Annotated in this window: 20 protein-coding genes and 1 tRNA gene; 10 read left to right on the forward strand and 11 right to left on the reverse strand. The window is 57.1% G+C overall.

Annotation, left to right across the window (positions count from 1 at the left end):
* Positions 1 to 178: 178 nt before the first annotated feature.
* From QZ292_RS05980 to surE, 6 genes are all read right to left on the reverse strand, one after another.
* Positions 179 to 331 carry a hypothetical protein gene (locus QZ292_RS05980; protein ID WP_294599219.1) on the reverse strand — a complete coding sequence of 51 codons (153 nt, stop codon included), beginning with the start codon at positions 329 to 331 and terminating at the stop codon, positions 179 to 181.
* Positions 332 to 484: 153 nt separating this feature from the next.
* Complete coding sequence (gene guaB, locus QZ292_RS05985) at positions 485 to 1,957, reverse strand: IMP dehydrogenase (RefSeq protein ID WP_294599222.1); 1,473 nt, start codon at positions 1,955 to 1,957, stop codon at positions 485 to 487.
* Between the two features lie 62 nt (positions 1,958 to 2,019).
* Complete coding sequence (locus QZ292_RS05990; protein WP_294599224.1) at positions 2,020 to 2,427, reverse strand: thioesterase family protein; 408 nt, start codon at positions 2,425 to 2,427, stop codon at positions 2,020 to 2,022.
* A gap of 62 nt (positions 2,428 to 2,489) precedes the next feature.
* Positions 2,490 to 2,648: a hypothetical protein gene (locus QZ292_RS05995; protein WP_294599226.1), complete on the reverse strand. Its 159-nt coding sequence runs from the start codon at positions 2,646 to 2,648 to the stop codon at positions 2,490 to 2,492.
* A 97-nt stretch (positions 2,649 to 2,745) separates the two neighbouring features.
* On the reverse strand, positions 2,746 to 3,069 hold the full coding sequence (locus tag QZ292_RS06000; RefSeq protein WP_294599230.1) for a multidrug efflux SMR transporter: 324 nt from the start codon (positions 3,067 to 3,069) through the stop codon (positions 2,746 to 2,748).
* Positions 3,070 to 3,075: 6 nt separating this feature from the next.
* Complete coding sequence (surE, locus tag QZ292_RS06005; protein WP_294599233.1) at positions 3,076 to 3,876, reverse strand: 5'/3'-nucleotidase SurE; 801 nt, start codon at positions 3,874 to 3,876, stop codon at positions 3,076 to 3,078.
* 332 nt (positions 3,877 to 4,208) lie between these two features.
* On the opposite strand from surE, the gene rplS reads away from it, so the two are divergent.
* Complete coding sequence (rplS, locus tag QZ292_RS06010; RefSeq protein ID WP_294599235.1) at positions 4,209 to 4,571, forward strand: 50S ribosomal protein L19; 363 nt, start codon at positions 4,209 to 4,211, stop codon at positions 4,569 to 4,571.
* Between the two features lie 67 nt (positions 4,572 to 4,638).
* A complete protein-coding gene (locus QZ292_RS06015; protein WP_294599237.1) occupies positions 4,639 to 5,166 on the forward strand; it encodes an RNA 2'-phosphotransferase in 528 nt (175 codons plus the stop codon).
* Between the two features lie 87 nt (positions 5,167 to 5,253).
* Here QZ292_RS06015 and QZ292_RS06020 read toward each other — a convergent pair whose 3' ends face one another.
* The gene (locus tag QZ292_RS06020) at positions 5,254 to 6,702 is read right to left on the reverse strand and encodes an AAA family ATPase (protein WP_294599239.1); all 1,449 of its coding nucleotides are present in this window, start codon (positions 6,700 to 6,702) and stop codon (positions 5,254 to 5,256) included.
* A 72-nt stretch (positions 6,703 to 6,774) separates the two neighbouring features.
* On the opposite strand from QZ292_RS06020, the gene QZ292_RS06025 reads away from it, so the two are divergent.
* The 4 genes from QZ292_RS06025 to QZ292_RS06040 all read left to right on the forward strand — a co-directional run bounded on the left by QZ292_RS06025 (position 6,775) and on the right by QZ292_RS06040 (position 8,932).
* Entirely contained in the window at positions 6,775 to 7,404 is a 630-nt protein-coding gene (locus QZ292_RS06025; RefSeq protein WP_294599242.1) for a hypothetical protein, read from the forward strand.
* A 106-nt stretch (positions 7,405 to 7,510) separates the two neighbouring features.
* The gene (locus QZ292_RS06030; RefSeq protein WP_294599245.1) at positions 7,511 to 8,248 is read left to right on the forward strand and encodes a DUF3822 family protein; all 738 of its coding nucleotides are present in this window, start codon (positions 7,511 to 7,513) and stop codon (positions 8,246 to 8,248) included.
* Positions 8,236 to 8,781 carry an RsmD family RNA methyltransferase gene (locus QZ292_RS06035; RefSeq protein ID WP_294599247.1) on the forward strand — a complete coding sequence of 182 codons (546 nt, stop codon included), beginning with the start codon at positions 8,236 to 8,238 and terminating at the stop codon, positions 8,779 to 8,781. The genes QZ292_RS06030 and QZ292_RS06035 overlap by 13 nt, the downstream gene beginning before the upstream one ends.
* Before the next feature lie 77 nt (positions 8,782 to 8,858).
* Positions 8,859 to 8,932, forward strand: a tRNA-Asp gene (locus QZ292_RS06040).
* Between the two features lie 111 nt (positions 8,933 to 9,043).
* Here the strand turns inward: QZ292_RS06040 and QZ292_RS06045 are convergent.
* Genes QZ292_RS06045 through QZ292_RS06060 form a run of 4 tightly spaced genes read right to left on the reverse strand, consistent with a single transcriptional unit; the run spans position 9,044 to position 12,668 of the window.
* A complete protein-coding gene (locus tag QZ292_RS06045) occupies positions 9,044 to 9,193 on the reverse strand; it encodes a hypothetical protein (RefSeq protein ID WP_294599249.1) in 150 nt (49 codons plus the stop codon).
* A gap of 46 nt (positions 9,194 to 9,239) precedes the next feature.
* Positions 9,240 to 9,401, reverse strand: coding sequence for a hypothetical protein (locus tag QZ292_RS06050; RefSeq protein WP_294599252.1), 162 nt, complete (start codon positions 9,399 to 9,401; stop codon positions 9,240 to 9,242).
* Between the two features lie 59 nt (positions 9,402 to 9,460).
* Positions 9,461 to 10,525, reverse strand: a complete 1,065-nt coding sequence (locus tag QZ292_RS06055; RefSeq protein WP_294599254.1) for an AI-2E family transporter — start codon at positions 10,523 to 10,525, stop codon at positions 9,461 to 9,463.
* A 40-nt stretch (positions 10,526 to 10,565) separates the two neighbouring features.
* Positions 10,566 to 12,668, reverse strand: coding sequence for a cation:proton antiporter (locus tag QZ292_RS06060; protein ID WP_294599256.1), 2,103 nt, complete (start codon positions 12,666 to 12,668; stop codon positions 10,566 to 10,568).
* A 64-nt stretch (positions 12,669 to 12,732) separates the two neighbouring features.
* On the opposite strand from QZ292_RS06060, the gene QZ292_RS06065 reads away from it, so the two are divergent.
* The 4 genes from QZ292_RS06065 to QZ292_RS06080 all read left to right on the forward strand — a co-directional run.
* Positions 12,733 to 13,095 (forward strand): arsenate reductase family protein, encoded by a 363-nt coding sequence (locus tag QZ292_RS06065; RefSeq protein WP_294599258.1) that lies wholly within the window; start codon positions 12,733 to 12,735, stop codon positions 13,093 to 13,095.
* 38 nt (positions 13,096 to 13,133) lie between these two features.
* Positions 13,134 to 13,571 carry a DoxX family protein gene (locus tag QZ292_RS06070; protein ID WP_294599260.1) on the forward strand — a complete coding sequence of 146 codons (438 nt, stop codon included), beginning with the start codon at positions 13,134 to 13,136 and terminating at the stop codon, positions 13,569 to 13,571.
* A 396-nt stretch (positions 13,572 to 13,967) separates the two neighbouring features.
* On the forward strand, positions 13,968 to 15,284 hold the full coding sequence (locus tag QZ292_RS06075; RefSeq protein WP_294599263.1) for a fimbrillin family protein: 1,317 nt from the start codon (positions 13,968 to 13,970) through the stop codon (positions 15,282 to 15,284).
* Between the two features lie 52 nt (positions 15,285 to 15,336).
* Positions 15,337 to 17,496: DUF4906 domain-containing protein (locus QZ292_RS06080; RefSeq protein WP_294599265.1), on the forward strand; the 2,160-nt coding region annotated here is incomplete at its 3' end.

Consider the following 17,496-nt stretch of genomic DNA (forward strand, 5'->3'; position numbering starts at 1 on the left):
TCCGCGCGCCTTGGGAAATCTTGTCAAAATGTGCTAACACATTTTGACGATTCCCCTATTAAAGCGGCGGCGCGCGATTCGAGCTTTGCCCCGGATGGAACTGGCCTCGGGCCGGCCGGGCCCCACGTCCCGTGGACGGGCGAAACTTGCGTTTCGCTGCGGCCGTGTCCGCCCCCGTTTATTCCGAGAGGCAACGCAACTGAAAACCGTAGGCACGATGCGACGCGCTACTGGGATCGAGTATCGTCGCGCTGTAGCCCAAGTACATGCCGTAGAGATCGCAGGCTGTAGAAGCCCAGCTGTGCCCGTTGCTACCGATGCTCCACAACACGCCTTTGTCGATGTCGTGGTAGCCCGGGGTGGGGAGAAGGAAAATGAGAGATGGGAATAGCAGAGGTAAAGAGACAAGAAAAGAGCATTCCGCTTTAAAATCAAGGGAATGCTCTTTTTACATGAAGAATAAATACAGCCTTGCAGGCCGATATTAATCCTGTCGGCTGTAATTCGGTGCTTCGCGCGTGATGGTCACGTCGTGCGGATGGCTCTCCTGCATCCCCGATGCCGTGATCCGGACGAACTTGGCGCCTTTCAACGCTTCGATGTCTTTTGCGCCGCAATAGCCCATTCCGGCACGCAACCCGCCGATAATCTGATAAATCACCTCTGCGAGTTGTCCTTTGTACGGTACGCGTGCTGCGATTCCTTCCGGAACCAGCTTCTTCACATCGTCTTCGGCGTCTTGGAAGTAGCGGTCTTTCGAGCCTTTCTGCATCGCTTCCAAGGAACCCATCCCGCGGTAGGTCTTGAACTTACGGCCGTTGAAAATGACGGTCTCTCCCGGCGATTCTTCGACGCCGGCGAACATCGAACCGGCCATCACGCAATCCGCCCCGGCGGCAATCGCCTTGACGATATCGCCCGTATACCGGATCCCGCCGTCTGCAATCACGGGAACGTCGCTGCCTTTCAAGGCCGATGCTACGTCGTAAACGGCATTGAGCTGCGGTACGCCGACGCCGGCGATGATCCGGGTCGTACAGATGGAACCCGGCCCGATACCGACTTTCACTCCGTCTGCGCCGGCGGCTACCAGCATCTTGGCGGCCTCGGCCGTGGCGATGTTGCCGACGACGACGTCCAGATCGGGGTATTTGGCTTTTACCTCCTTGAGCTTTTCGATCACGCCGCGCGAGTGACCGTGTGCGGTGTCGATCACGATGGCATCCGCCCCGGCTTCATAGAGTGCCGCCACGCGTTCCATGGTGTCGTGGGTGACGCCGACGCCCGCCGCCACGCGCAGCCGGCCTTTGGAATCTTTCGCGGCGTTCGGGTTGTCTTGTACTTTCGTAATGTCTTTGTAGGTCAGCAGGCCGACGAGTCTCCCCGCGTCGTCGATCACCGGCAGTTTCTCGATCTTGTTGTTCAGCAGGATCTTGGCGGCTTCGTTCAGGTCGGGGTTGTGGGTCGTCACGAGGTTGTCTCGGGTCATCACCTCGCTGATTTTCTTGGAGGCGTCGGTCTGGAACCGCAGGTCGCGGTTGGTGACGATCCCGATCAGTTTGCGGTTGTCGTCGATCACCGGAATCCCGCCGATCTTGTTGTCGTGCATCAGAGTTTTGGCTTCGCCCACCGTTCCGTCGGCCTTGATGGTGATCGGGTCGTAGATCATCCCGTTTTCGGCCCGTTTCACTTTGCGCACCTGATGGGCCTGGGCTTCGATGGACATGTTCTTGTGGATCACGCCGATCCCGCCTTGCCGGGCGATGGCGATGGCCAGTTCGGCTTCGGTCACGGTATCCATGGCGGCCGAAACGATCGGGGTGTTGATCGGCACGCGGCGCGAAAATCGCGAGGCGACTTTCACTTCGCGGGGCAGGACTTCGGAATAGGCGGGAACGAGAAGCACGTCGTCGAATGTCAGGCCTTCGGCGACGATTTTTTCATCTATGAACGACATAATGAGTTCCGGTTAATAAATTTTGGCAAAGGTAATGCTTTTTGTCGAATCCGAGGGGCAGCTTAGCGGAAAAAAGGTGCGAGTTTTTCCAATAATCGCTGCGGCGGCCGGCAGGCGGTCTTCGTGTCGGCGTGCATGAAGGCGAGGGTCACGGAGCCGGTGGTGATCCGGTCGCCGTCCGCGCGGAAGACTTCGTAGTCGAAGCGGATCTTCACGCCGGGCATCTCGCGCAGGGTGGTGCGTATGGTGAGCAGGTCGTCGTAGTAGGCGGGGTTCCGGTAGTTGACTTCGACTTTCAGGACGGGGAGCATCACGCCGTCCGCTTCGATTTCGGCGTTCGGAAGCCCGATGCTGCGCATCAGCTCGGTGCGGCCCATGTCAAACAGCTCGACGTAGTGGGAGTGGTAGAGGAAGCCCATGCGGTCTACGTCGCCGTAGGGTACGCGGAAGAGGGTGTCGTGTGTGATCATCGGGTTTTTATGTTAGGTTCTTTTTTCTTTTAAGGTGCTGTCCTGCGCTGTGTCGTTCCTGTTTATTCCGAGAGGCAACGCAATTGAAAGCCGTAGGCACGGTAGATCATGCGGCCGGGATTGAGTATGGTCGGGTGGAAATACAGGTAGAAACCGTTGGTGCCGTTGGCCGTAGAGGCCCAGCTGGCTCCGTGGCCGCCGGCGAGGTTCAGCGCGCCCAATCGTCCTTCGTTACCCGCATCGCGGTAGCCCGGGGCGGGCGGATATGTCGGATGAAAGCGCTGGCTGGCGGAGGGTAGCCGTTGCCCCCGATGGGTCTCACCCGGCGATTTTCAGGCCGATGATGGAGGCGATCAGCAGGGTGATGAAGACGATCCGGGCGACGGTGACCGGCTCGTTCAGAAATAGGATGCCGAGCACGACGGTCCCGACGGCGCCGATGCCTGTCCAGACCGGATAGGCGGTGCCGATCGACAGGGTGCGGGCGGCCTGGGCCAGCAGAACCATACTCAGGATGAGCGAGAGCAGAAAACCGCTGCCCCACAGGTAATAAGCCGTGCCGCTGACGGTTTTCATCTTCCCCAGGCAGAAGGCGAAACCGGCTTCGAAGAGACCGGCTATGATGAGAAGGATCCAGTTCATCGTCGATTATTGTTGTTGTCCGTTGTCGAGGTGTCGGCGGAGGGGGTCGAGCCGGACATAGTCCGTCAGGTCCATCTGGACCGGGACGATCGCCACGTAGCCGTGGCGGAGGGCCCATTCGTCCGTGTCCGTCGCGTCGGTTTCGAAGTTGTAGAACCGGCCGGACATCCAGTAGTAGTCGCGGTTCTGCGGGTCGGTGCGGTGGACGAACTCTTCGCGCCAGTTGCCGCGGGTCTGGCGGCAGACTCGGACTCCTTTGATCTCGGAGAGCGGGATGTCCGGCACGTTGACATTCAGGCACAGCCCGGCCAGCTGTTCTGCGGGCAAGTCCAGCACCTGGCCGATGATCCGGCGGGCATAGTGTACGGCTGCCGTGAAGTCGGCGACCGGCGAGTGGTCGGTGAGCGAGAAGCCGATCGACGGGAGGCCGTACAGGGCGGCTTCGGTGGCGGCGCCCATCGTGCCGGAGTAGATGACGCTGACGTTGGCGTTCGAGCCGTGGTTGATGCCCGAAAGGACGAGGTCGGGACGGCGGTCGTGCAGAATCTCGTCGAAACCGATTTTCACGCAGTCTACGGGGGTGCCGGTGCAGGAGTAGACGTCGAGCCCCGGTTCGCTGCTGACGGCGCTGACGAACAGCGGGCGCTGCATGGTGATGGAGTGCGACATGCCGGAGTAGCTCTCGTTCGGCGCCACGACGACCACGTCGCCGAACTCGGCGGCCAGACGCATCAGGGCGGCGATGCCGGCGGCCTGTACGCCGTCGTCGTTGGTGACGAAGATCAGGGGTCTTGCGGTTGCTGACATGCTTGATGGGTTCGTTTGATATGCGGGGATAAAATTACCAAATATTGTCGGAAGAACGTGACGGCAGGAGTGAAATTCCGGAGGGAACGGAGAGGGCAGGCGGCCGGTGAGGCGCTTTCTCCTCCGGGCGGAGAGAAAAACGCCGGGAAAATTTGGCCGGTTGGCTTTTTATCTTTACTTTTGCGCCGAATTTTGTGCAGGAATCTCTTGCGGCGGGCGGTGTTCGGATAACGGGGCAGTGACTCCGTTTGTCTCCCCCGGCGGGGAGGATGACCGCTCATTACGGAACCGTAATATTCCGCACTTTAACCCCTTTTAGATTCAGTTCAACGATGAAGAACAATCTGATTGCAGTAGCCCAGGAGGCTTTCAAACAGGAGACGGCCGAAGTCCCTAATTTCAAGGCGGGAGACACGGTCACCGTAACGATCAAAATCCGCGAAGGAAACAAGGAACGCCTGCAGAATTTCCGCGGCGTGGTGCTCCAGCGGAGAGGCGCGGGGGCGACCGAAACCTTTACGATCCGCAAAATCTCGGACGGGATCGGGGTGGAACGTATCTTCCCGGTTTACTCGCCGACGATCAGCAAGATCGAACTCAACAAAGTCGGGGTGGTGCGCAGGGCGAGAATCTTCTATCTGCGTAACCTGACCGGTAAGAAGGCCAGAATCAAGGAAAAGAAATTGGTGAAATAGAGCTCTCTTACGGGACGCCTCACAGGGGCGTGCGTGAAGGGGCTGAATAACAAAGGAGAGGTTTGGAATGAGTGGGAAAAGAGATATGATCGAACGTTCCAAACAGCTCGCTTACCTGCTGAGACACTCCCGCCTGCCCGACGAGTTCGGATGGGTGGGAGTTCGTGTTTTGGTCGAGGAGCACGGCTACTCGGTGGCGGAGCTGGAAGAGATCGTGACTACGGATCCGAAGAACCGGTACGAATTTTCGGACGACCGGCTCGCGGTGCGGGCCCGACAGGGACATTCGATTCCGGTGGAACTGGGATTGGAAGAGGTGGTGCCGCCGGAGGTGCTGTATCACGGTACGGCTTCGCGGTTCCGGGAGGCGGTGCTCGCGGAGGGACTGAAGCCGATGAGCCGGAATTATGTCCACCTTTCGGCGACGGTCGAGGAGGCTCGGAAGGTCGGAGAACGGCACGGGCGGCCGATCGTGCTGGTGATCGATACCGGAGCGGTGCGGGGGAAAGGCGGGGTGTTTTATCGGGCTTCGAACGGCGTGTGGCTGACGGGGCCGGTGGCGCCGGAGTTTATCTCGGAGCTGTCGGAGGAGTGATTTGCGGGCCCTCTTGTCATTGACCGGTCACCCCATGTGGATTACACACATGGGGTGACCTCTTTTATACAGGGGGTATTTCGCGGTTCACTCCTCTTCCGATTCCGGGAAAAAACGGTCGTCGTAGTTGACCAGATAGAGCCGCTCGGTGGCCCGGGTGACGGCGGTATAGAGCCAGCGCAGCAGCTCCAGGGTCATGGGCTCCTCGCCGAAGAGGACGATGTCCAGAAAAATCGCCGACCACTGGCCCCCCTGTGCCTTGTGGCAGGTGATCGCATAGGCGAACTTCACCTGAAGGGCGCAGTAGAATTCGTCCGCCATCACCGCCTTGTACCGTTTCCCTTTCTGGGTGATGTCGGCATATTCCTTTTCAACGGCCAGAAAGAGCCGCGACTGCTGCTCGCGGCTCAGCGACGGGGCGGGGCTGTGTAGCACGTCCAACAGCAGCCAGCACTCCAGCCGGTAGTCGTCGTAGTCGGGGAACTCCAGCTCGGCGTAGGCGAAGTGGAAACCGTATTTCTCCCGCGTCCGGTAGATGCGGTGCACGCGCGCGATGTCGCCGTTGGCGATGAAGTCCATCCGCGCCTCCGGGTCGAGCTCCACGTAGTGGTAGTTGTTCTTGACGACCATCAGCATGTCGCCCGAACCGATCTCTTCGTCGTAGTCCAGTATCGTCTGCCGGATGCCCTGGTTGTAGTGGTTGGCCCGCTTGTTGGAACGCGAGATGACGGCTGTCTCCGACTGGCCGTAGCGGCCGTAGCAGGTGTCGATCTCGTCGATCAGCTCGCGGCTGTCGATCCGCACGATGTCCGGAAAGCGGAGGTCGAACTGCGGGATGCCGGCCGTGCCGGTTTCGATCAGGCGGCGGATCAGGGTGGCGTTGTGCAGAATCCCCGAGTCGCTCTGCTGGCGCACCACTTCGGAGAGAGTGTGGTTCCACACGGTGCCGTAGCGCGCCATGTACTCCGGGCTCAGGGCCGGCGAAACGGCGTAGCCGACCGGAGGCAGCTGGGCCTGGTCGCCCACGAGGATGATTTTGTTGTTCCGCCCCTGTCGGATGTAGTCGAACATGTCGTCGATCAGGTCGCCGGAGCCGAAGAGGGTCGCCTCGCCTCCGGCGGAGGCCGGACGGCCGGTCAGCATCGAGGCTTCGTCCACGATGTACAGGGTGTCGGTCGATTTGTTGAAATTCAGGTCGAATTTCGAACCCTCGGCGCCGCCGGCCGTCCGTTCGCGGTAGATGGTCTTGTGGATCGTGTGCGCTTCGGCGCCGGCATATCGGCCCATGACCTTCGCCGCCCGTCCGGTGGGGGCCATCAGCACGCACGCGAGCTCCAGCTGGCGGAGTGTCCGCACCAGCGCGCCGATGACGGTCGTCTTCCCGGTGCCGGCGTATCCGTTGATCAGAAAAACGGCGCTCTCGTCGCTCGAGGCGAGGTAGTCGCCCAGCGCGTCGATCAACTTTTTTTGCTCGGCTGTTGGTTCGAATGCAAAATTACTGTATATTTGGGACGCAATATGACGGCTCAGAGACATGAATTTCGGGGTGTTTCGAACGGTCGGACTTTGCTGCTAACCGCAAACAAACTTAAAAACTAAAATCATAAGATGAAAAAAATTCTACTTCAGGTCCTTTTGCTGGCAGCGATCGCGGCACTGGTGTGGTGGCTCTATTCGTTGTTCAACACGCCGCTGGAGTTCGAACGTATTCGCAAGGAACGCGAAGCGCAGGTGGTGGAACGCTTGAAGGATGTGCGCGAGGCGCAGCGCGCTTACCGGGCGAAATACATGAAGTTTACGCCGAACTTCGACTCGCTGATCGCTTTTGTCGAACACGACTCGCTGGTGCTCGAACGGGCCATCGGTTCGGAGGACGACTCGCTGGCGATGGCTTTGGGACAGGTGCGGCGCGAGAAGTTCCGGGTGGCGGTGAAGGATACCGTGCAGTTCTATACGCTGGGCGGGGATTTCAATAACCTGCGCTACATCCCCTTCTCGATCGAGGCGACGGGCGAATTGCAGCAGTTTGCGATGGATACCGCGTCGATCGAAACCGAATCCAAGGTGGTGGTGCCGGTGGTGGAGGTTTTTGCGCAATATCCGACCTTCCTGGGCGATTTGGACAAACAGGAGCTGATCAACTTCCGCGACTATCAGGTGAATACGCTGAGCCGGGCGGACGGTTTGAAGGTGGGGTCGCTGACTGCTACCACCAACGAGGCGGGGAACTGGGAGTAGATGCTGTTTTCGAAGGCGGTTGTCCTTCTTATTCGGGCGGCTTTTCACGAGTCGCCCTTCATCTCAATTTTTTCATTATTCCATGCGGGACGTAGCGCGGAATCATTTGAGAAGCAGAGAATTATCCATTCAGATCGGTCTGAATGGATTTTCTTTTGTGGTCTTCGATGTCGGAGAGGCGGTCGAGGGAGGAGGGGTCGATGCCCGGGATGCGATCGTGCGGGCGGCGGCTTATCGCGAGACCGATATGGCCTCTATTCTGGCTCAGGAACCGATGCTGACGGCGGCGACTCCGCCGCTCAGGAGGGTGTTCGTGGGGTGTGCGACGGATAACGTCCTGCTGGTGCCCCAGCCGCTCTTCGAACCGGAGCGGGCGGAACAGTATCTGACGGCGGCCAATATGTATGTGCCGGGGATGACCACCTTGTCGAACAACCTGATCTCGTCGCAGGCGGCGGCGGTGTGGCAGGTCGATTCGGGGATTGCGGCGGTCTTGCTGCAGCTTTATCCGGCGGCCTTGTTCTACCATCCGCTCCTGCTGGAGCTGGAGGCGACGCCGAACGATTGTGTGCAGGTGGTGCTGGACGGCGAGGTGGCGCATGTGACGGTCTCGCATCAGGGGTTGTATGCGGCCGAGACGATGCGGGTCGACACGCCGGAGGAGTTGCTCTACTATGTGCAGAAGCTGCTGAAAAACGACGGGTTTACGACCTACCGGATCGTCTTGACAGGCGAGGGGGTCGGGAGGTTGCAGGAGTTTTTCGCCCGCTATTTCGGCGAGGTGGATGCTCGGGAGGTGAAGTTTTATAATCATCAACGGGTCAGGGAGCTATGCGTATTGTAGGGGGTGTCCGCAGGCGACGGCAGATTGTGCCGCCGCGCAATTTCAGGGCGAGGCCGACGACGGATTTTGCGAAAGAGAATCTCTTCAATGTGTTGCAGAATCTCTATGATTTGGAGCAGGTCGAGGTGCTGGATCTCTTTTCGGGAACGGGGTCGATCAGTTATGAGTTCGCTTCGCGGGGGGCGGAGCGGGTGGTGTCGGTGGAGATGAATCCGGTGCATCAGCGCTTCATCGCGGCTACGGCGCAGGAGCTCGGTTTCGGGCAGATTCAGAGCATCAAAACCAATGTTTTCGTCTATCTGAAGAGTATGGCGGGGACGGAGAGTTTCGATCTGGTTTTTGCCGATCCGCCGTACGATATGCCGGGGGTCGAGCGGTTGCCGGAATTGGTTTTCGAGGGGGGATTTGTGCGGGAGGGGGGAATTTTTGTGCTGGAGCATTCGGCTCAGAAAGATTTTTCGGATTATCCGAACTTTTGGGAACGAAGGAGTTACGGAAGCGTGCAGTTTTCGTTTTTCCGCTGCGAGGAATAAAATTCGGGAAATCGTTTGCAGTTTCGAGAAAGATGTCTATCTTTGCACCGCAATCTCGGAGAGGGGTTGCGGAGTACGGTGCGGTAGTTCAGCTGGTTAGAATACCTGCCTGTCACGCAGGGGGTCGCGAGTTCGAGTCTCGTCCGCACCGCAGAAGGTCTCCGTAAAAATCTATCAAATAGATTTTTACGGAGATTTTTTTTGTGGTATGTTGAACTATGGGGTATAGACAGCCAGTTTTTGAGTGCCGCGCGGCCTCCGTTTATTCCGAGAGGCAACGCAACAGAAGACCGTACCCACGGTTGTATGTATGGTTGGGATTGAGGTGCTGCGTGCCGAAGTACAAGAATATACCGTTAGTTCCGCGGGTTGCAAGCGACCAGCTATAGCTGTGGTTGCCAACGTTCCACAATGCCCCTTCGCCGCTGCCGCGGTAGCCCGGGGCGGGGCGTTTCCGTTTATTCCGAGAGGCAACGCAACTGAAGAGCGTGGCCGCGGTAGTCCGCGGTGCCGGGGGTGAGGCTCGCCACGCTGAAATCCAAGTACAAACTACGGTAGTGGTCGCCCGAATCGTAGGATGTGGACGACCAACTATACCCGGCGTTGTCGATGTCCCACAATGTACCCGCATTGCCACTGCGGCTGCCCGGGGCGGGGCAAGCCGAGCTGGCAAAGAGGCCTATTCCTTCGGGGGAGTCTCGGTGTCGGCGGAGGTGTCGGGCGGAGGGCTGGGCAGCAGTCGGTATTCTACATAATAGATGCGAATCAACAGCAGAAAACCGGAAAGGAGCAACGGCCCGAAGATGATTCCCCAAAACCCGAACAGAGGAATCCCCGCGATGACGCCGAAGACCACGATAAGCGGGTGTGTGTCGGCGGCCCGTTTCATCAGGAAAATCCGGCAGACGTTGTCGACGTTGGCGATGAGCAGTGCCGCTCCGGCCAGCAGGAAAATACCGGGCCAGACAGCGCCCGTGGCAAGTAGGTAGATTCCTAAGGGAACACTTACCAGGGCCGTTCCTACCATCGGAATCAGACCGCAAACGGCGGTCAGAAAGGCCCAGAACAGGGCGCTGGGGATACCGGTGGCCCAATAGAGCAGCCCGGAGGTCACCATTTGGGCCAACAGAATGACAGGAATGCCGACGGCGTTGCTGAAAATCATGGTTTTCGCTTCGCGTCGCAGAAGCACCTCGCCCTGGCCGCTGAAAGGCAGGTAGCGGATCAGAACGGCTTCCATGCGGCGGCCGGCGCTCAGCATGAAGTAGAGAATCACGACGGTCATCAGGATATTGGCCGTGAAACTGTAGGTGGTGTTGATGAGCATCGAGGCGAAACGCTGGATGAACACCTCGGACTCGGCCAGCCACCTGCCGGAAATGATCCGGTAGCCGGCCCAGTCGTTGATATGCTCGATCGAACGGTTGATGCCGGCGATGATTTGGGCCGTCTTCAGATCGGGAATCTCGGTGGCGATCACTTCGAAAATCAGGTAGCCGACGCTCAGCAGCAGGATGCAGGTTATGGTCACCAGCGTGACGGAAGCGATCCACGGTCTCCAGCGGCGCTCTTCGGTCAGCCGGAACAGGGGCTGGCGCAGAACGGCGTACAGGGTGACGGCTCCCAGAAAGGCGCCTGTGAAGAAGCTCAGCTGCCGGAAAATGATGATGCCGAGGGCGATCAGGGCGCCCAGAAACAGCAGCCGGCGAAAAACGGCATTTTGACGGGTAAGCAGGTCGGACATGGCGAATCGAACGTGTGTGGGACGGCTGATCGGCGGTGGATTACGAAATCAACAGAGAGGGGTTGTTCAAATCGGTGTGACGTGGGTCGCACGGCTGGAGCGGGTAGATCAGGATGTGGCTGTTCGACGGCGCGTAGCGGGTCAGGTAGTCCGGGACGGCAGTCATGCACTTATGATAGGAGGCGCCGCCTTTGCGGCTCAGCACCGCCAGCAGGATGTCGTTGGCGCGTACGTCGCGGAACAGGATCAGGAAGTCGTCCCAGTCGTTGAATTCGTGGAACTCCGCTTCGATCGGATTTTTGGTCTGAATCGTCCGGATGTGGGCCAGGGTGGAGGCGGAGGCATAGAAAACGACTTTCGTGTGGGTGTTCCGCCCCATGTTCCACACCCGGCGCATCCAGAGGGCGAAGCCCAGCTCTTTTTCGGCCCGGTCGGGAACGAAAACCAGCAGGCGACCGGCGGTCGAAAGCGGTTGGACGGGCTTGTAGATCAGCGTGGTGATGTGGTTCTGGGTCAGTACGCTGTCGATCGTTGCGCTCGGGAACGGCACGGGCGGTTCGCCCTCCGGTTCGGGACGGAGGCCGAGGATCAGGTCGGTGATCTTCTGTTCGTGGAGGGTGCTGACGATGGCGTTGGCGATGTCCGAATCGTAGCGCAGCAGCTCCTGCATCTCGTTGTCGGTGGCTGCCGCGGTCATCACGGCCCGCTCGAGCACGCGCCGGCCCTGCCGGTCGGCATCGCCTCCGGTTGTCGCGGCGTTCGGGACGACGTGCAGGGCGTAGAGGCCGTCCCGGTTGCTTTTCGATTTGATCGTCACGCTCAGCTGTACCAGTTCTTCGGCTGTGGCGGGGTAGCCGACCGGAATCAGGATGCGTTCCGGCGGCAGGTTCCTGTCGGCTTCGGGAGAGCTCTCCGACGCTTCGGCCAGGGCGATGTTCCCGGCGCCGCGCTGGGTGGCGAACGACGCGATGGTGCAGGTAATCAGGATCATCAGAATCGTCCCGTTCAGTACGCTGTCGTTCAGCAGGCGGATCGGTTCGCCGGTCTCGGTGTGGCCGGTGACGATGCCGTAGCCGACCATCACGGCGGCCAGGGTAGCGGCGGCCTGGGCGTTGCTCAGTCCGAAGATCAGGCGGCGCTGGTCGATGGTGTAGCGGAAGCTCTTCTGGGTGGCCAGGGCGGCCAGAAACTTGGCTAAGGTGGCTACGACGGTCATCACGATCGCCACTTTGATGGTCTCGAAGTCTTTGAAAAAGGCGCGGTAGTCGATCAGCATCCCCACGCCGATCAGGAAGAAGGGGATGAAGATGGCGTTGCCGACGAATTCGATCCGGTTCATCAGCGGCGAGGTGCGCGGAATCAGCCGGTTCATGGCCAGACCGGCCAGAAAGGCGCCGATGATCGGTTCGATGCCGGCGGTCTCGGCCAGAAAAGCGCCGAGAAAGACGATGACCAGTACGAAAATATATTGCGAGACGTTGTCGTGGAACCGTTTGAAGAACCAGCGCCCCAGCAGCGGGAAGAGCAGGAGCACGATGGCGCCGAAGAGGGTCAGCGAGAGGCCCAGCCGGAGCCAGAATCCGTTGTCTACGGAGCCGGCCGAGAGGCCGACGATGATGGTCAGCACGAGCAGGGCCAGGGTGTCGGTAATCATCGTCCCGCCGACGGTGATGGTCACGGCTTGGTTTTTCGTCACGCCCAGTTTGCTGACGATCGGATAGGTGATCAGGGTGTGGGAGGCGAACATGCTGGCCAGCAGGATCGAGGTCAGGAGATTGAAATTCAGCAGGTAGAGGCTGGCCAGAATGCCCAGAATCATTGGGATGAAGAAGGTGTACAGGCCGAAAAGCAGACTTCGGCCGCTGTTTTTCTTGAAATCCGCGATGTCGATCTCCAGCCCGGCGAGGAACATGATATAAAGGAGTCCGACGGTGCCGGAGAGAATGATGCTGCTGTCGCGTTCCATGAGGTTGAAGCCGAAGGGGCCGACGACGGCTCCGGCGATGATCAGTCCCAGCAGGTGCGGGATGCGGATTCGGTTGAGTAGCAGCGGTGCGAAGAGGATGATGATCAGAATGAGCAGGAATTTCAGCACCGGATTGGTGAACGGCAGCGTGAAGTCGGTGAGTGTCAGGGGCAGCATGGAGCGGTTCGGGTTTGGAGTGAAATCGTTACTTTTGCAATACGATCGAACACATGTAACAAAAATGAGGCCATTGCTTTTGTATTATCCGAAGTGCGACACTTGTCGCCTGGCACTCAGGTGGTTGGCGGAGCAGGGGGTGGAGGCGGAGCTGCGGGACATCGCAGTCGACCGCCCCACCGAAGCGGAGTTGAAGGAGTGGGTGTCGAGGAGCGGTTTGCCGGTCAGAAAGTTTTTCAATACCAGCGGGTTGCGCTATAAGGAGCTGGGGTTGAAAGAGAAACTGGGCGGGATGTCGGACGGGGAGATGATCGGTCTGCTGGCGACGGACGGGATGTTGGTGAAGCGTCCGTTGCTGGTGGCGGGCGATCGGGTGCGGGTCGGATTCCGGCCCGAGGAGTGGGACGCGGTTTTGCACGCTTTTTGATGGACGGGAGGGAAAAATCACCAAACCTACACGAAATTATGAAAACGAATGGAAATCCCTGGCTGCGATTTTTGTTGAGCGAACGTTATGTCGATCTGGCGTTGTTTCTGCTGCGTCTGTTTGCCGGCGGTCTTTTGTTTGTGCACGGGGTGGCGAAACTGGAACAGTATACGGCATTGAAGGATGGCTTTCCCGATCCGATCGGGTGGGGAGGCGCCGCGTCGCTTGTGATGATCATTCTGGTCGAAATCGGGTGTTCGCTGTTGGTTGTCAGCGGATTGTTGACCCGATTCGCGCTGATTCCGATGATTTTCTCGATGATCATGGCGATGACTACCCACGGCGGGACGGGGCTGTGGAGCGTTGAATTGCCGCTGCTTTATGTCGGGATGTTTGTCATATTGTTTGTGAGCGGCCCCGGTCGTTACTCCATCGACCGGCTGATCGGAAAAGTGCTGAGTCGGCCCGAAGCATAAAATTCAGGTATACTCGTTTGCCTGTGAAACGCCTCGTTTTCTCTCTGAGAACGAGGCGTTTCGATTATTTTTTTATTACTGACCGTCGGGTAAAAAAATAGTTGTCGAATAATATTTGTCACTGTTTTCGCGTTATCGACATGACTGTTTTGAGGGTGATGTGAGGCCCGGACAGGCCGATAATTTGTCGATCACGGTATTTATGTCAGAAATTCGAAAAATTCACTATTAGGCCCGAAATGGTGTGTCTAAGACGGTTTTTGTTTGGTGGTTGCAAATATTGTTTTTACATTTGTGACATAATTAGTGCCCGAAAAGGCGGTTTTTCGGCGGATTTTCGTCGATAACGTTTTGTCGGATAAATTGTTAGGAGAATAATCGTAGATGATACGTAACATGAAAAAGTATGGATGGATGACGGCCGCCCTGTTGTTGGCAGTGGTCGGTTGTCAGCGGAGAGAGATAATGTATCTGGGAGACGACGTCGCCCCGATACATTTCTCCGTCGCCTATCAGGATGCGGAGGTGTCGGCCGCTGCCGGCAGCTCGCAGGTGCCGCAAACCAAGGCGCTTGTCAATCTGGACAAAGGGGTCACCGTGCGCGTGCTGGCCTTCAAGCGGTCTGCGACTAATTCGGGCGGGGCAGATCCTCGGTATGACGATTTCGTGGCAGAATGTACCTACGTGGCTGATGGGAGTGGGGGGCTGACGCCGTGTGCGGTGAAAGCCGACGGGACGGCGGATGCCTCGGGGACGGTACCGGATGCCATTAGCCTGAACAACGGCACATATGACTTTTACGCATACTCGCCGGCATTGCCTGTGACGAAAGGAGGGTCGAGTAATAATCCTTATATCGTCAACGGGATTACTCACGGGATGGACGTGCTGAACGCGACCTTGTCCGGCAAGGCGGTCAGCAAAGCGGCGGCGACCGTTGCCTTGGTCTTCGAGCACAAGTGTTCCAAGATTACCTTCAATGTGAAACAGCCGGAGGGCGCCGATGTCACGAAACTGAAGGTCGACAGTGTTGTGTTGCGGAAGATGAACAACCCGTCGAATGTTTCGCCGTGGTGGATCCATCAGGATTTGACCGGCGGGATCGGTACCGATAACGATACCTGCCTGTTTAAAACGTTCGGTGATTTGAATGATAACACGGATCCTTCCGACCCGCAATTGATCGGGCGTACAGGTTTCGGATGCGTTTTGCCGAAACAGAATGACGGTTCAAAAGTGCCGGTGAATATTTACCTCACCCTCGGTGACAGTGCTTACCTCTTTAAAACCGAATTCCCGGCAGTGGAATATCTGAAAGGGAAACACTACACCTATAATATGAACTTCAAACAAACCGAGGTTGAATTCACCTTGAATGTGGTTGCTTGGAACAACGTTTCAATTAATACAGGTGATATGGGGGGTGACGGTTTCACGGGCGGCATATTGGTGGGTTCGTGGTTCCAGCGATATAACTCTTCCGCCGATTTGGGCGAAGACAATGTGGCCGGAGATATCGGAGGATGGAAACCGGTTAGTCCGGACTGGACGATCGGTACAGCGACCGGATCGAAACCGAGTGGTGGTATTGGCGGCTGGGACGATGTGGATGTTGATCAAAAACCCGGTGGTAGTGGCAGTGGTTCTAATCCTGGCGGTGGTATCGGTGGCTGGGACGACGTGAACGACAATCAGCCCGGTGTCGGAGCTTGACAGACAGCATACAAAAACAAAACAAAAACAAACAAAACATACTCAACCAACCATGAAAAAATTAATGATTTTCGCGATATCGGCGACAGCACTTGGCGTCATGTCGTGCCAGAAATCAGAGATTTATCGGCCGGAAGAAGGAGAGTTCGGGAAACCCAACGAAACTTCGGTTCAGGTAAGTTTGGCTACCGAGTCCCTGCGGGCTCCGGTGGCTGCCGAAACCGTGACCAAAACCTCGGGCGATGAAGCCATCTCTGTTTCTTTCGGTAGCGAAGATGTCGATACCAAAGTGTCGACCGACCTGCCGAAAGCGCAGGACTCTAAAATTACCGACATCTGGGCACTTCAGTACGATGATGCCGGTAAATTGGTCGGTACTCCGTACTATACGGAAGTGACCGCCGCAGGGGCTGCAGGTTCGGGAGATGTGGACTGGACGTACGACCTCGCAGTGAACTTGACCACCGCACCTGCCGGCGGGAAAGTTTTCTTCGTAGCCAACACCCACTCCCCCTCGACGTTTACGACCACGAATGCAGCCACCGTAGATGATCTGTTGCAGTTGACCAAACACGTCGGCGGGGCAAGTAACGAATGGAAATTCGATGCCAATTCGACCATTCCGATGATTGGTGTTTACAACGGCCCGGTGAACGGTACCACGAAGATTACCAACGTGAAACTTACCCGTTTGTTTGCCAAGATTATTCTGAAGTATAAAGTGACCGGGGCGAATATCGAGATCAATAGCGTCGCCTTGAAGAACGTACCGGCTACTTATACGTACGATACCTTGGCACCGCGGAAAGCTACGGATATCTTCCCTGCAAAGAATACCACCGCAGGAAGCGAAAGCCATAAAGATTATCCCGGCGTGGGAGCAGCAGCTTTGGGCGAACTGACTCCCGATGGAAGCGGCTATAAGACCCTCGTTTGGTACATGCCTGAAAACTACCGGGGACAGAATACCGGTGTGACCGCTGATGCTGACCGTATCCTTACCGCTACCGACGGGATGGGTACTTACTTTGAACTGGGGGGTTACCTGAAATCTTCGGCAGAATGCGCCCTTTTGACCTACACCGTGATGCTCGGGAATCCGGGAGCTAATCGCGGGAACTTCAACGTGGAACGCAACTCTATTTATACCGTAACCGTAACCATCGCAGGACACAACACCGGCGACCACCGGATTACCAAGGAAACCTTCGACCGCAGTAACTGCGGGATTTTGGTTCCTAATACAGGTGAAAACGGTGCGATTACGTTTGATATCCGGAAATTGACCTATGGGTGGCAACGCACTATGCCTGCTTTGGGTGCCAATGCTGCATTACGTGCTGAAATCTTGTGGCAAGATAAGAAGGCATTAACTAATGCCGATATTACGCTGGATAAAGTGAACGGATTGTTGACGGTGAAATCACCGAGAAATGTGACTGGGAACGCAATTATTGCATTGTATAACAATGCAACGTCAGGTGGTGAAATTCTTTGGAGCTGGCATGTTTGGGTGACTAATTATAAACCGGATCCGAAAAATGGTCGTGATGGTAAACCGTATCCTGCTGGAATAGACAAGGCATTTCCTGCTGGTGGGGCTACTGTTGGACAGGTGCATCGTTACGGGATTAAATTCCAGCAGACCAATGGGAATAAGGTGATTATGGACCGGAACCTCGGGGCTATACATACTTATTATAATGCTCCGGCTGCTTCAACAGCTGCTGCTGATTTACAAAATACGTTTGGGATGTTCTATCAGTGGGGGCGTAAAGACCCGCTGCCTTATGTAGATGCAACCACTATTGATAAGAACAATGCTACCGGTACGACCATTAAAATTTATGGTACAGCAACGCTAGCAGATGGTACGGGAGAGTTGACTGAAGCAACAGCAGTAAATACCGCAGCAACAGGTTATAAACGGTTTGATATTGCTAATGCTGCTGTGGTGAAAGCAGCTGACCAGTATGGTAAAACCAGTACTCTGGGTTATTCGGTGAAGAATCCGTTGACCTTCATTTACAATGCGACTACCCCGTATGACTGGTATGCGCAAGCTGCTGAAAATCAGAATAATAACCTTTGGGGTGATGGTGCTACGAAGAGTCCGTATGACCCGTGTCCTAAAGGTTGGCGGGTAGCCCCGAACGGCACTTGGTCTGACTTTACGCGTACGGATGATGTTGAACAGCCGTTGCTGGGTACC

This window comes from uncultured Rikenella sp. (assembly GCF_910577125.1).
Taxonomy (GTDB): Bacteria; Bacteroidota; Bacteroidia; order Bacteroidales; family Rikenellaceae; genus Rikenella.